The sequence below is a fragment of the Halonatronomonas betaini genome (genome assembly GCF_015666175.1).
Lineage (GTDB): Bacteria > Bacillota > Halanaerobiia > Halanaerobiales > Halarsenatibacteraceae > Halonatronomonas > Halonatronomonas betaini.
On the sequence record NZ_JADPIE010000002.1, the window covers coordinates 256,823 to 271,928 of the forward strand.

Sequence of the window (15,106 nt, forward strand, 5' to 3'; positions counted from 1 at the left end):
CATTTTAATAATATATAGCCTAATTGACTGGCTGTAAGTTTAAGAATATTTTCATCTTTGTCATACCTGCTGTATTTGGAGAGGTATATGGGTCATCTTCATTTGGCCAGCCTGTAAAACGAGCAGTATTATACTGGAACCAGGTTGGATTAAAGAATAATGGAATCATTGGCATATCATATGTGAATTCTGTTAGAATTGTACCGATTAATTCCATCTGTAATTCTTCATCATCTGTAGCTCTATAATCTCTAAATGCCTGGTCAACAGTTTCATTTTCATACCTGACTTGAGAATGGCTTTCAGCACTTTCTCCGATAGGCGCTGATAATCTTGAAGGCAGGATATTATCAAACTGATAATATGGTGAGAAGCCTGAATTAGCATATCCCATGGACATATGATAATCACCATCTGTTAAATTATCCATGAAAGGTGATGGCCAGGCTACCTGACGGACACTGGCTTCTACACCGACTGCTGCTAATTGATCACTAATTGCTTCAGTAGCTGTTATCCAATCTGTCCAGCCTGTTGGTACATATAGATTAAATGATAAAGCTTCACCATCTTTTTCATAAATTCCACGGCTATTTTCTTCATAACCTTCTGCTTCAAACATTTCTCTAGCTTTTAAAGGATCAAATTCTACCATGTTTTCCTCTGCTGCTTCTGGAATCCAGTCTAAGAAACCACTTTTAACACCGGCTGGATTGGAAGGCACAGCACCTGAGCCCATTATCTGGGTTATTCTTTCTTGGTCAAGACTTTTAGCGATAGCTCTTCTTAAATTTCTATTATTAAATGGTTCCTGACCATTATTAAGACTTAAATAAACAATATTTCCTTCTGGTAACCAGTAATTATGATTCTGGGGATCTCTGGTAACATAGGTCTGATCGATATTTGCAATAAAATAGGTTCCCCAGTCTATTTCTCCAGAAATAATTCGCATAGCAGCCTGTTCATTTCCGGTAGCGCCAACATACTGGACTCCATCGATATATGGAAGTGGTTCTCCATCTTCTCCAATTTGCCAGTAGTTAGGATTACTAACCATTCTATATGACATTTCGGTAAAGCTACCTTCATCATGAATGAATGGTCCAGTTCCGACAGGATCTTCATTACCATCCCAACTGGCTGGATTTTCAATATCTGCCCAGATATGCTCTGGAACAATATAGATGCTACCAAAACTAGGCATTACTGTTGTATTTACCTGATCAAAAACAAATTCAACTGTATATTCGTCTCTAGCATTGACTTCCAGAAGTCCTGAATCCCAGATACCAGCCTGACTAATTTCTGCATGCTCCTGACCTAAACCTAAAGTAAAGACTACATCATCGGCTGTAAATTTCTCGCCATCATTCCAGTAGACATCTTCTTCTAGTTCAAAGACCAGAGTTGTTAAATCGTCTTCCCAGTAATGATTATGGGCCAGCCATGGTTCGATCTCTCCTAAATGAGTATTGGCAAGAACTAATGTTTCGTAAAACCCTCCATAAGTGTTATGAAGTGCATTAGGTGAGAATGGATTATAATTTTGAACAATTACCCCCTGTACGTTGGCTGTCTTTTCAACTATACCACCACGATTGACATCAGCAGCCAGTATAGTTGTAGATGTTAATAAAACGAAAGCCAGAACTAATACCATTGAAACTCCAATAATTTTTTTCATTAAATAACCTCCTGTTTTTTTAATAAAGTCTGATCTTCTCAACTTCTCTTTTAAAATCCTTTCTTTCTTCAGACCACTCCAGTAAGATTTCATTAATAGGCCTGCCTGCCAGCATGTCTTTTCTGACCTGATTTGTCTTCATAAAGTAATCAAAGAAATAATCATTTTCTTCTTGCCAAAAACTCCAGTCGATTTTTTCTGGATAGTCTTTAATAATAATCTCTAATACTGAAAGATTAAACCTCTCGACTGATGCTATTTCAGGCTCATCAAGGTAAAGATGTAATCCCTGTATTTCATTACTGGCAAATCTTTTACTCTCTTTTCTATAATAAACTGGCCTCCAGTTTAAACCTTTTAAATTATAAGTTTCTAACTTTTCTATGAGTTTAACTGGATTTAGCCAGGGAGCTCCAAAGTATTCAAAGGGATTAGCTGTCCCGACTCCGTTATCAAGTCCTGCACTATCTAAGTGACAGGTAAATGGATATAACTGGGCAGTTCTGGCTGATGGTATTGCTGGTGAAGTCGGAACCCAGCGATAATCATCTGGTTTAAAAGTCTCGCCTTTATAGCCTTCTAATGGAATAACTTCAACATCGGCTCCATTTAAATAGTTCTTCTGATACCAGAGTGCAAGTTCACCTGAGGTCATTCCATAACAATATGGTAAATTATCTGGTCCAATAAAAGAACTATATTCATTACTACCAATATTGCCTGATATTTGATCACCTAATGGGTTAGGCCTATCCAGGACAATTAATTTTGTATTTGCCTGATAACAGCTTTCTATTGCAAGAAGTAAAGTTGAACTGTAGGTATAATATCTTAGCCCAATATCCTGAATATCATAAAATAAAATATCAAGATCTTTAAGTTTATCTACTGGCGGCTTTCTCCTTTCCCCAAAAAGAGAGATGACCGGTAATTTACTGATAGGATCTATCGTATCATCAATGTTTTCTTCAGCGCCAGCCTGGCCTCTAATACCATGTTCAGGTGAAAAAAGTCTTATCAGATTTAAGTCATTGTTTGACTGAATAAGATCTATATTCTGTTTAAGATTATTGGTAAGCCCTGTATGGTTAGTTAAAAGACCAACATTTGTTCCGTTAAAATCGCTGGTATCTTCTAATAAAACCTCGAGTCCTAATTTTATCTTGAAATTTTTCGACAATGTTTTTCACTCCTTGATTTATATATTCTCCTTAATTTATAAAAATCCTTCATAAAACTAAAATTAATAACAAAAATTTTTTATTTGATAATACTCAGTATATACTTATAAAGAAAAAACCCCTCTAATTACAGCGTTGATTACTGTAACTGAGGAGATTTAATCTTAATGAAATTATTTTATTTATTTCCATCAGCCATTAGGTCTGACTGGGGTACTTTACGTAAAATAAAAACTGCAACAGGGGATAAAATTGCACCCAGTCCCAGAGTTAAAAATGGCAAGCCCCAATTAGAAGCAAAAGTTATATTGTTTATACCTTCATTATAAATTTCCAGGATATATCCAAATACTGTTGGTGATACAGCAGTTACCATAAAACCTAATGCGTTCTGGATGCCTAATGATCGTGCTCTGATTTCTGGTTGGACCATTTCTGTTAGACCAGTTGAATGACAGGCTGAATCTGAAATGACCCAGAAACCAATCCAGAGACCTATAACTGTTATAATAATTAATGAACCGCCATGTAGAAACCCAAAGAAAAATTGAGCTATTAAACTTGCTATTGAGCAGATAATAATAGTTTTAGTTCTACCTATTATATCGCTAACTTTACCCATTAACCAGACTGCCGGTGCGCCTATTAAAATAATGATAGCTGCTAACCTGCCGCCAATAACTGATGCTGTGGAATATTCGTAACCGACAGCAGCAGCCGCTGAAACCATAAAAGGTCCTATCCAGCCCCAGAAACCATATAATTCCCACATATGCCCCATATAAGATGTCGTTATAATTGCAGGCCCTTTAAAACCACCTTCAGGTGATGGAGAGGCTTCTGTTTGAATGCCTGGTTCTTTTCGTTCTAAATTTATTTTAGATTTTTTTAACTCTAAACCTGAGTCAGGATTCTCTTTAACGAATTTATAAATGATAAATACACTAATAAAAGCTGGTAATGATGTTGCCAGGATGCTGATTCTCCAGCTAAACTGGCTTGCTATTTGAGGGGCTATAAAATAACTGGCTGCATAGGAGAAGGTTAATCCAGCTATATAAGCACCAATAGATTTACCCCTTTCTTTAGATGGAAACCAATTTGACAAAAGTGACATGCCAGGGGCATAAATACCACCACAAAAAGCACCTGCCAGTAACCTTAGAATAAGGGCAGACCAGAAGTCTACTGCCAGCCAGGCAAATAGAGTTGAAAATATTGCAGTTCCTAGAGTAGAATATAAAACCACTTCTCTGGAACCTATTCTATCAGCTAACCAGCCAGTAAGTAAGACTGTAATAACGTAACCTACCTGGAAAGCTGAAATAATAATACCTACCTGGCCTGGTGTTAGCTCAATATCTTCAATAATAAAATTGATCACTGCTGAAAAGTTATACCAGCTTAGATAACTCAAAATTATTGCTATTACCATAGTAATTAGGATCTTGTCTCTCTGTTTTGGCTGCAAAAGTGATCACCCTGAGTTTGAATATATTATAAATATTATTAGGTATCTACATAAAGATTAAATTAAAATTTAAAATAATACTAAACAAATATGCAAATAAAAGCCTCCTGCTCCAGCTTGCAGGAGGCTAAATGATGCAACTATATTTATATAGTCATCTATACATATAGTCCCGGGTTAATGGTCTATCATTGTTATAACCTTTTACGAAAAGGAACTGATGGACTGAAGTATTGAGATACCGAAAAGTTGCTACAACTCCAGCCAGGAATAATTCCCACATTCTTGCGAATTTCTCATCAAATTTTTCTATTACTTTCTCTCTATTTTCTGCAAAATTGTCTGCCCAGCGCTCGGCTGTTAAGGCATAATGGCGACGAATATTCTCTGCATCAATCAAACTAAATGAATGTTCTGGTAGCTCCCAGACCACTTCTCTATAAGAAGGAATATAACCCCAAGGGAAGATATACTTTTCAAGCCAGGGATGGGTTGGATCTTCTTTTTGATGAGTGATAGTATGAAGCAGTGAAAGTCCTCCATCTGTTAAAAGTCTATTAACTGTTTGAAAATATTCAGGAATATGCTCTTTGCCAACATGCTCAAACATTCCGACACTAACTACTTTGTCAAAAGTTGTATCTTCTGCTGCCAGATCTCTGTAATCCTGTTTTCTGATTTCAACTTTATTTTCTAGATTTTTAGATTTTATCTTCTTTTCTGCACCCTTCACCTGATCTGGGCTTAGAGTGATTCCTAAAACTTTAGCATTGTATTTGTCAGCAGCTCTTATTGCAAGTTCGCCCCAGCCACAAACAATATCAAGAAGGGTCTCCCCTGGTGATAGATCGAGTTTATTTAAAATATGATCTATTTTTTGAATTTGTGCATCTTTTAAGCTATCTTCTCTCGTTTTAAAATATGCACAGGAATAGGTCATGGTCTCATCCTGCCATAATTGGAAAAAATCATTACCTAAATCATAATGATGTCTAACACCATCTTCCTGCTCATGTTTTGAAAGCTCTCTCTGGCGTTGCATAAAATCATGATAATTTTTACCTGAGCCGTTATCATTAAATTTAGAAATGTTTTTTGCCCCTGCCTGGAGAATTTCTCTTAAACTGCCTTTAATATCTATATCTCCATCCATATAAGCTTCTCCAAGCCTCAACTGAGGGCTTTCTTTTATTTTATTTAGATCGAGCTTTTTGTTGAAGATGATTTCAAAATCAAGGTCAGTGTTTTCAGTTGAATCACCAAAAATATCTTTGCTGCTATCCCAGTAAGTCACCCCAAAATTATAATCCTGAATCTGATCAAAGATTTTTCTGAGTAAAGCTTTTTGCAGCATCAATATCCCCCCATTTAGTTATTGATTGGAAACTAATAGAACTGGTGACGGTGATTCTTTTGCTACTCTATCAGAAGTACTGCCAAGTATCAACTCTTTTATATTCCCCCTGCCTCTTTTGGCCATAATTATTAAGCCAACATCCTCGGATTCTGCTATATTAATAATATTTTCTGAAGCTGCTCCTTCTTCAATTTTAATTGTTACTTTTTCTGTAATATCACTTTCTTTCAATTCTCCTGCTATTTCATTAAGCTTTTTCTCTGCATTTTCCCTGGCTTCTTTTAATGAATCAAAAAAGCGACTGCTTTCAATAACATTGAGGAGTATTATTTCTTCAGCTTTCTCCTTTAATTCTTTTACTAAATTAATTACTGACATTGAATCATCAGAAAAATCTACTGGTATAAGAATTCTGTTAAACTTGCGGGCACAGGCAACTCTAGCCTCATCATCAACTATTTCATATTTTTCAATTAGAATAGACTTTTTAGACTGTCTAATCAAATTATACGTTGTACTGCCCAGAAAAACTTTTTTAATAAAACCTTTCCCATGAGATGCTATGAGAATAAGATCTGCACTCTCATCATCAGCTACCCTATCTATTTCTACTGCAGGTGAGCCAACTGGTATTTTAATCTTTACATTAAAACCTTTATCTTCAATCTGTTCTTTGGCAAGATGCAATCTTTTCTCATTGGATTCAATAATTTTATCGAAATTTAATATTTTTGAAGGTTGCACATCAAGCACATAGGTTAAAATTACTTCTTCTATACCCAATATCTTAAGCTCATCGAGACAGTTTATCAATTTTTTAGCTGCTTCAGAATGATCTGTGGCAAGAACCACTTTTTTTGATAACATTTTTAACTCCCCCTTTATAAGCTTAAATAGATGTAGAAGCCAGTCTAAGACTGCTGTTCTATTCATAATTTTCTATCTAATTTAATCATACTTTATTTTTATATTTAATTCAACTCATTAATTTACAGATTATATTGTATATTATGAAGCTTAAATTAAAATTAATTTGTATAGATCAATAATGCCTGTTAAATAATTATATGTCTGGGTAAATTTCTTTCTGGCTCATTAAGCTTTCATTATAGGAGACTATATGATCGATTAAAGACTGTCGAATTTTTTTAATATTTTTCTCTTTTAAATTTTTTATGATTTTGTAATGTTCTTTAACCGACTCTTCAAGGCTATTTTCTTTACGAGAATCTATTATCATTGCCAGTTTAAGTTGATTATAAATAACCTTTAATATCCGTTGAGTAAATTTGCGATCGGTCTTTTCCCAGAGATATTTATGAAAAGTAATATCTTTATCATTAAGCTCAACTACTTTTTCATTTTCAGGAATATCTTTATCTACTATCTTAAGCATTTCTTCAATAAGTTTTTCTAAATGAGCAAAATCTTTTTCATCTAGTAGATCATTACAGATAAGAATTTCCATCATTCTGCCCTCTAATAAAACTCTTATTTCAAATATTTCTCGTATATCACTCTCTTTAAACGAGATAACAAAACTCCCTTTACGAGGAATTGTTTCTACCAGGCCGGCGCTTTCAAGTTCTTTAATTGCTTCCCGAACTGGTGCTCTGCTAACATCAAGCTCTTTAGCTACCTGTGTCTCTAGAATACGGTCTCCTCCCTGGTAGTTTTCAAGGAAAATTTCTCTTTTTAAGTATTCGGCGACTTTATCACTTAAACTTTGATGGTTAAATTGATTTGACATTTTTTTATCCTCCATTTTAATATCCTTATATTAATAGTTAAATATAAGTTTGAAAAATCCTTTAAATATTTGCATTACAGAAAAAAACCACCGATTAAATTCGGTGGCAAATTAGTAGCTCTATTAATTATTAACTATTTAAACAAAAATCATTCTTTATTATTTAAAATTTTCTTCTTTTCTAAAACCTTATTATGAATCTTTCGTCTTAAAACTTCTGCTAATAACGAACTATCAGGATATCCAGCCTTTTTTTCTTCTTCGATAAATCTATCTACTATTTCTTCATCAGTTAGATCAAATAAATCAAAGGATTCGATAGGAGTCTTAAAGGTTTGAAAGGCCATTTCCACCCTCCTTGTAGGGTTATGGATTTTTAATAAATTGTATCTTTCCTATATATTATATTCTTGATAGAAGGTGAAAATCCTTTATTTTAAATTAAATATTTCACTTATTAGTTCTCTAAGACTATAGGTGAGAAACAGGTATAAATAAAAGCTATTTATACCTGAAGATCAGCTAATATTATTCCATTAAATTCTCCCTCTTTTTCTAAACTGGCACTTATTGTAACACATGGTAACTGAGTTGCACTTGAGAAATATGGTGATGAAATAACCAATTCTTTACCTTCTGCTGGCTTTTGAAAATAACTCCTATGCTTTTTATTAAGACCTTCTGTATCCTCAGTTTTCACTTTATTACTTACTAAATCCATTGCTGTCTTACCAGATCTATTGAATAGAGCAGCTATTTCTATCTCAGAATATTTATCAACTAAATTTTGCAGAGCTTTTTCTGTATAATTGAGATTCATATTCTTAATTTTTTCATTACTGGCAAGATCTTTAATCTCTCCTTCAACCTTTGTGATTAGTTGCTGATTAGTTTCTATCTCTTCAAGATCATTTTCTGACTGAACTCTGGTATATAGTTCATCAGCAGTAGATGCTAAATCTGCTGATGGCTCTTTTAGACCTTCAATTTTATTGGCTAAAGTTAAGGTGTTTTCACTCATAGCTTCAATATTGGTTGCCATATCATCACCTGTTTTACTAACATCCTTTACATATTCACTGATTTCTTGATAGTTTTCACTTTGATTGTTAAGTCTCTGGGAACTCTTTTGAAATAGGTTAACTGCCTCAACCATAATTTCTCTAACTTCTCCTGATTTTTCTTCAACATTTTCACTCTTTGCAGTAAGCTGTTTAAAACGTTTCAGGAAATCATTAATTAGTTTAGTGATTTTAGCCAATTCATTTCTACTGGCACTGGTAATTTCTTTAATATTTTCAGAAAGATCCTCAGTTTTTTCTGAAAGGGTTCTAATCTCATCTGCTACAACACCAAAACCTTTACCTTCCTGTCCGGCTCTGGCTGCTTCAATTGATGCATTTAATGAGAGGAGAGTGGTCTGGCTGGAAACCTGGTCAACTTCAGAAAGCGTCTCTTCAATTTCAGCCATCTGATCATTAAAAGCTTCAAGACGCTCAGTAAGTTGAGCAAATTCCATTTCACCCTGTTCCATAGTTTCTGAAAGCTCAGCCATGCTTTTATCAACTTGATCTAAATTATCAAGTCCAGTCTGGCTTCTTTGAAGAACATCCTCTATTTCACTGGTTACCTGATTAAGTTCGGTAACTGTTTTTAGTACCTGATCTGCTATATACTGAAGTGATGATGATTGCTCCTGTGAGGAAGCTGCCAGCTCCTGGCCGCCAGCAGAAAGTTCTTCAGCAAGTTCTGATTCATGGGCAATATCCTGACTTAACTGGTTACTTAAAAGATTTAGTTTATCACCAACTTCATAGAGATAGGTCAATAATTTGCGAAGATCAGAGTTATTATTCTGTTTATCATCTTGATAATTTTTCCCTCTTTTATTAGAATGTAAATAAATTATGTAAGCAAAAAGAATAATTGAGATTACAATAAATATAAAGGTAATAATATTCACCTGTAACACTCCCCCTTTGTTTATCTTTTACCAGACTAAAGTCTCATTTATCTTAAATTTTATCATATAAATTTATTTTTGGCAATATTTTAAATAAAAAGATGGCTGGTTATTAACCAGCCTGTTTGATAGTAATAATTAATAAAACAGCTTCATTATATTTAGCTTTCTATAATCTAAAGCCTAATTTGTACCTGGAGATAAAACCTGACTATTGTCATCAGCTACTGTGATTAATTCTGCGATAGATTTTTCAGGTGATTCTTTGATAACACTTCCAATTTTAATTGAAATTATATCTTTATCTTCTGATTTATTAAGATACCAGTGAATATTTTCATACGTTAAATCAATTTCAGCCTGGCCTGCATCTGGTATCAAAATTATGAATTCTCCTCCAGCAGTTCTGGATATTACAGCAGTGGCCGGGGCTGATTTAATTAATATCGCTGAAATATTAGTAATTACTTTATTTCCTGTATCATAGCCAAACTCTGAATTAATAGAATTTAATCTTTTTATATCTACAATCATTATTCCAACTGGAGTTTTTTCTTTTTCATCTAAATCTTTCATTATTTCTTTAAAATAGGTGAAATTAAATAGGCCGGTTAAAGGGTCATTATGTCTTATATAATCAAGCTTCTGCTCTTTCTCTTTTATCTCTGTTATATTTAGTGATACTTCATAAAAGCCCTTTAATTCACCTGTTTCATTTATATCTGGAATGGCTTTAACCAGATGTATGTGACCATTTGGTTTAACCATAATTCTTTGAATGACTTTTTCTTTTTCTATAGCTTCAGCTACAGGACAATCTTTACAGACCTGATTTAATCCCCAGCGCTGATAACAATATTTGTTTTTTTCTACTTCATTTGAATTTCGATTGGACCATTTCAATTTCATATCTTGATCGATATAAATAATTGTCTCTTCTAAGTTATTTAAAAGTTCTTCATTTATTTCAAACATCTTATTCTCCCTTCTGATTTTTGGTTCTGTTATTTAATATTATAGATTGAATTAAAAACTCCTTCAAAATTTGTCGATTAATCTTTGATGTTTTGTATATAGATAATTAATCTAAGTAAATAATGAGTCTTTGTATGTATATAATATTCATTTAATATGTATTTTATTCATAAAATACTTTGTGAAATATGTAAAGAGATACTATCGGGTAACTGTCGGGTATGGAGGAGAGTATTTCGAGTTTTTGTATATTTATACATTTGCTAATTAAAAAAAGAGCCCGGTTAAGGGCTCTGATTTATTACAAATATATTTAGCTTTGAATATTAATTTTCAGTTTCTACCCAGTTTTCCTGGAAGGTGGCCAGTTCGTCGGCTATTGCTATCAGCTTAACATCTGGATAGAGCTGATTGGCCTTATTATAATCTTTGTAGTTAAGGCTTTCATCCCAGCTTCCCATATGATAGCGGATGGCCAGAATTTCTCTCATATTTAATTTGATAAAACGACTAGCCATAATTATTGATTTTTCTGCATGGTTCAAAGGAATATTTTTGCTAGGATTATAATCCCAGGAGATTTCAAATTCTGGTTCCGGTTTATCTGGATTGTTTTTAAGCCAGCTTATTAAATCGCTAACTTGACTCTTACCCAGTTTATCCAGTTCATTAGCCAGGGTTTTATTTTGCCTTGAAAGCAAAAGTTCAAGGTATTCAAGCTGCTTATCTGATGGCTTTTGACCAGGGCCTTCAATATAATCATCTATTTTACAGAGATCATGGAGGAAGGCCGTGATAATTATGCTATCTTCAGGGATTCCTGCTTCATTTTCTTGATTCAACTTTGTGTAATTCTGGTAAACCTTATAGGAATGATGGGCCAGACCACCATCAAAATTAGAATGGTGGTTGATGCTGGCCGGTTTTCTGAAATACTTATGCTCTTCCATATATTTGATGAGGTCTTCAATTCCTTTTCTATTGGTGCTTTTGAGTAGATTAATAATTTCAGACTTTAAATCTCCCATAATATTTAACCTCCAATTATTTAGATCAATTTATGTCAGAATCCAACCGATCTTAAGATTAAAGATAGATTCAGGTTAATTATTCACCAGATTCATAATGGTTACCCAGGGCTGCTGGTGGCCTGGATTTGATTACTGCCCCAGCCAGGACTGCTATTGTTAGGACATAGGGCAACATCTGGATTAGATCATTGGCCAGGCCGATATCGATGCCCTGAAGTCGCATCTGCATGGCATCTGTAAAACCGAATAAAAGGCTGGCCGCCAGGCCTCCTAAAGGATTCCACTGGCCAAAGATATTGGCAGCCAGGGCCATATAGCCTCTACCTGCTGTCATATTCCGGCTAAACTGACTGAGATGGCCCAGAGAGAGATAGGCTCCACCAACACCACAGAAGAATCCGCTGAGCAGCAGGCTAAAATATTTTATTTTCTTTACATTGATCCCCTGGCTATCTGCTGCCTCCGGGTGTTCGCCGGTAAACCTGATTCTCAGACCCAGGGGAGTTTTAAACATGAGAACCCAGCCGGCCAGGATCATGGCCAGCATGATATAGACAAATGGCGACTGAATGCCTAGCAGTCTGCCGATAACTGGAATATCTTCTAGAAAATAAATAACTATGGCCGGAACTGAGGCAACTGATGGTGAAGCGCCTCTGGTACCCCAGATCATCTGCATCATCCAGGTTGTAAATCCGAGAGCCAGGATATTCAGGCCGACTCCGGCGACGACATGGTCTGCCTTAAATTCTATGATGAATATGGCAAAGATTAAAGAAGTTAAGATACCTGCCACTGCGGCAAAGCCAACCCCCAGCCAGGCACTGCCAGTAACGAATGAGCCAAAAACCCCGGCAAAGGCCCCCATTAAGAGCATACCCTCAAGGCCGATATTGATAATCCCTGCCCGTTCCGAAAAGGCACCAGCCATGGCGCCTAAAGCCAGGGGAATAGATAACCTGAGTGCTGCATTAAATGTATTGAGATTAAAGATAACTGCTAATATATCTGAAGTCATGTTCTCTCACCTGCTTCTTTTCTAGTCTTAAATTTAGTCAGTAGTCTGATAAAGCCTGGTGCTGCAACAAACAGGATTACAAGCCCTTGAATAATGCCAATCAGATCATTTGGAATTCTGGCAAAGAGCTGCATTGTCATGCCCCCTGCCTCCAGAGCTCCAAAGAGGAGGGCTGCCAGCAGGACTGCTATCGGATTATTTCTAGCCAGTACAGCTACTGCAATTCCGGTGAAGCCATAGCCTGGAGAAAAATTAGTTACGAATCTGCCGAGACGGCCCATAATGATTGTACTGCCAGCCAGACCGGCAACTGATCCGCTAATAACCATGGCCAGAATCGTCATCCGGCTGCTTTTAATTCCACCATATTCTGCGGCTTTGGGACTATTGCCAACTGTCTGGAGGTCATAGCCTAAAGAGGTTTTATTAAGCAGGAAGTATGTCAGTCCAACTATTATAATCGCAATAATAATTCCAGAGGAGATATCACCACCTGGAACTATTGGCGGTATTCTAACAGTTTCAGCTAGCCTGGCTGTCTGGTCAACTGGCCCGGCCACTTTAAAGTAATTGACAGTCATAAAGGTGGTGCCAAGGATTGCAATTTCATTGAGCATGATCGTTGTGATAACTTCATGGGCACCGGTCTTTGCCTTTAAAAGGCCTGGGATAAAGCCCCAGATTCCACCGGCAATGGCACCAACAAGTAAGGTTACTGGCAGGGCTATCGCCATCGGCCATGAACCAACTCTGAGGCCAACAACTGCACTGGCCAGGGCTCCCCAGTAGAGCTGGCCCTCAACTCCAATATTAAAGAGGCCACTCTTAAAACCTATGGCCACTGCCAGCCCAGCAAAGATCAAGGGGGTGGTCTGGAATAAGGTCTGGGAGAGGCTATAGAGACTGCCAAAGGAGCCATTATAGAGATGGAAAAAGGCAACTCTGACATCATAGCCAAAGGCGATTATAAAGACTGCCCCGAGGATTAGGGCGATGATGATTGCCACCAAAGAATAGAGTAGACTTGACCAGCTCTCAAAGGCTTTGATTGCCTCAATTAATTTTTTAAGCAGTTTCATCTACCTCACCTTCTTTCCTGCCGGCCATTAGAAGCCCTAGCTCCTGTTCATCGAACTCCCCTGATTTTTCGGCAATAATCTGACCCTCATAGATAACTAATATCCTATCGCTAAGTGAGCGGAGTTCATCCAGTTCTGCTGAAATCAGGAGAATAGCCTTGCCTTTTGTCCTCATATCCAGCAGAAGATTATGGATATATTCAATTGCACCAACATCTACCCCTCTGGTTGGCTGGGCTGCCAGGATAAAGTCTGGACCTCCGCTTAATTCTCTGGCTATTATAGCCTTTTGCTGATTTCCACCTGAAAGCTGCCTGGCAGTTACTGATAAGCCAGGGGTTCTAATATCAAATTTTTCAATCAGTTCTCTGCCATATGCTTTAATCTTATCACTATTTAAGACTCCTCGCCTGGCAAAAGGCTTTTTCCATTCTGAACCGAGAATTAGATTCCAGTCAAGCCTGAAATCTGAAACTAAGCCCCTGCGATTTCTATCTGAAGGAATATGGGCAATGCCTAACTGGCGCCTCTGATAGGTAGATAATTTATTTATTTCCTGGCCGTTATATTCTATCATACCACTATCCAGCTTCTGCAGGCCGATCAGGGCCTCTTCTAACTCAAACTGGCCATTTCCTTCAACTCCAGCTATTCCAAGGATTTCGCCTTTTTTCACTTCAAAACTAATATCTCTAAGACCTGATCCCTGAGGATTATGTAATTTCAAATTTTCAACTTTCAGAAGTTCTTTGCCTGCTACTTTTGCTTCTTTTTCTACCCGCAGAACAACATCCCGGCCTACCATCATCCTGGCCAGTGCCTGGGGCGAGGTCTCTGTTGTATCAACGGTGCCTACAGATTCACCATCTCTTAAAACTGTTACCCTGTCTGAGATTTTCATTGTCTCCTTTAATTTATGGGTGATAAAAATTATTGTCTTCCCGTCTTTTTTTAATTCCCGCATTATTTCAAATAGTTCGTCTGTCTCCTGGGGAGTTAAAACTGCTGTCGGCTCATCTAAGATTAATATCTCTGCTTCTCGATATAATGCCTTGAGAATCTCTACCCTCTGCTGCTCTCCCACTGAGATATCTTCAATCTTGGCCCCTGGATCAACCTTAAGGCCAAACTTTTTGCTAAGTTCTTCTATCTCCTGATAGGCCCTTTTAAGATTTAAAAAACCATTCTTAGCTATCTCTTTTCCCGCAATGATATTTTCTGCAACTGAAAGCCGATCAACTAACATAAAATGCTGATGGATCATGCCAAGGCCAAGCTGAATGGCTTCAGATGGAATATTAATCTCCTGTTGCTGCCCCTCAATAAATATCTGGCCGCTATCCTGGCTGTAAAGTCCAAATAGGATTTTCATCAGGGTGCTTTTTCCCGCTCCATTTTCACCAAGAAGACTATGGATTTCGCCTTTTTTGACAGTAAAATTTATATTTTTATTGGCAACTACTTCGCCAAATCTCTTATTAATATTCTTAAGTTCTACAGCATTCATTGGATTACCTCCTGGATACAATAGATAAAAGCTATTAATATAAATTAAGGGGGGCTTTGCGCCCCCCAGTAAGAGTTTATTAAAAAT

General features: G+C 36.5%; 13 protein-coding genes. All 13 read right to left on the reverse strand.

Features of this window, described 5'->3' with window-relative positions; genetic code table 11:
• Nucleotides 1-19: 19 nt before the first annotated feature.
• Nucleotides 20-1,687, reverse strand: coding sequence for an ABC transporter substrate-binding protein (locus tag I0Q91_RS04340; protein WP_270453097.1), 1,668 nt, complete (start codon nucleotides 1,685-1,687; stop codon nucleotides 20-22).
• A 19-nt stretch (nucleotides 1,688-1,706) separates the two neighbouring features.
• Nucleotides 1,707-2,867: an exo-beta-N-acetylmuramidase NamZ family protein gene (locus I0Q91_RS04345; RefSeq protein WP_270453099.1), complete on the reverse strand. Its 1,161-nt coding sequence runs from the start codon at nucleotides 2,865-2,867 to the stop codon at nucleotides 1,707-1,709.
• 179 nt (nucleotides 2,868-3,046) lie between these two features.
• Entirely contained in the window at nucleotides 3,047-4,339 is a 1,293-nt protein-coding gene (locus I0Q91_RS04350; RefSeq protein WP_270453101.1) for an MFS transporter, read from the reverse strand.
• 154 nt (nucleotides 4,340-4,493) lie between these two features.
• Nucleotides 4,494-5,693, reverse strand: coding sequence for an SAM-dependent methyltransferase (locus I0Q91_RS04355; RefSeq protein WP_270453103.1), 1,200 nt, complete (start codon nucleotides 5,691-5,693; stop codon nucleotides 4,494-4,496).
• A gap of 18 nt (nucleotides 5,694-5,711) precedes the next feature.
• Complete coding sequence (locus I0Q91_RS04360) at nucleotides 5,712-6,563, reverse strand: universal stress protein (RefSeq protein WP_270453104.1); 852 nt, start codon at nucleotides 6,561-6,563, stop codon at nucleotides 5,712-5,714.
• 196 nt (nucleotides 6,564-6,759) lie between these two features.
• On the reverse strand, nucleotides 6,760-7,446 hold the full coding sequence (locus tag I0Q91_RS04365) for a GntR family transcriptional regulator (RefSeq protein ID WP_270453105.1): 687 nt from the start codon (nucleotides 7,444-7,446) through the stop codon (nucleotides 6,760-6,762).
• A gap of 149 nt (nucleotides 7,447-7,595) precedes the next feature.
• Complete coding sequence (locus tag I0Q91_RS04370) at nucleotides 7,596-7,793, reverse strand: hypothetical protein (protein WP_270453106.1); 198 nt, start codon at nucleotides 7,791-7,793, stop codon at nucleotides 7,596-7,598.
• Nucleotides 7,794-7,951: 158 nt separating this feature from the next.
• Nucleotides 7,952-9,409 (reverse strand): methyl-accepting chemotaxis protein, encoded by a 1,458-nt coding sequence (locus I0Q91_RS04375; RefSeq protein WP_270453107.1) that lies wholly within the window; start codon nucleotides 9,407-9,409, stop codon nucleotides 7,952-7,954.
• A gap of 183 nt (nucleotides 9,410-9,592) precedes the next feature.
• Entirely contained in the window at nucleotides 9,593-10,384 is a 792-nt protein-coding gene (locus I0Q91_RS04380) for a GGDEF domain-containing protein (protein WP_270453108.1), read from the reverse strand.
• Between the two features lie 326 nt (nucleotides 10,385-10,710).
• On the reverse strand, nucleotides 10,711-11,412 hold the full coding sequence (locus I0Q91_RS04385) for an HD family phosphohydrolase (protein WP_270453110.1): 702 nt from the start codon (nucleotides 11,410-11,412) through the stop codon (nucleotides 10,711-10,713).
• 79 nt (nucleotides 11,413-11,491) lie between these two features.
• Entirely contained in the window at nucleotides 11,492-12,433 is a 942-nt protein-coding gene (locus I0Q91_RS04390) for an ABC transporter permease (protein WP_270453111.1), read from the reverse strand.
• Complete coding sequence (locus tag I0Q91_RS04395) at nucleotides 12,430-13,512, reverse strand: ABC transporter permease (protein WP_270453113.1); 1,083 nt, start codon at nucleotides 13,510-13,512, stop codon at nucleotides 12,430-12,432. The genes I0Q91_RS04390 and I0Q91_RS04395 overlap by 4 nt, the downstream gene beginning before the upstream one ends.
• Nucleotides 13,499-15,019 (reverse strand): ABC transporter ATP-binding protein, encoded by a 1,521-nt coding sequence (locus I0Q91_RS04400; protein WP_270453114.1) that lies wholly within the window; start codon nucleotides 15,017-15,019, stop codon nucleotides 13,499-13,501. Before I0Q91_RS04400 ends, I0Q91_RS04395 begins: the two co-directional genes overlap by 14 nt.
• Between the last annotated feature and the right edge of the window lie 87 nt (nucleotides 15,020-15,106).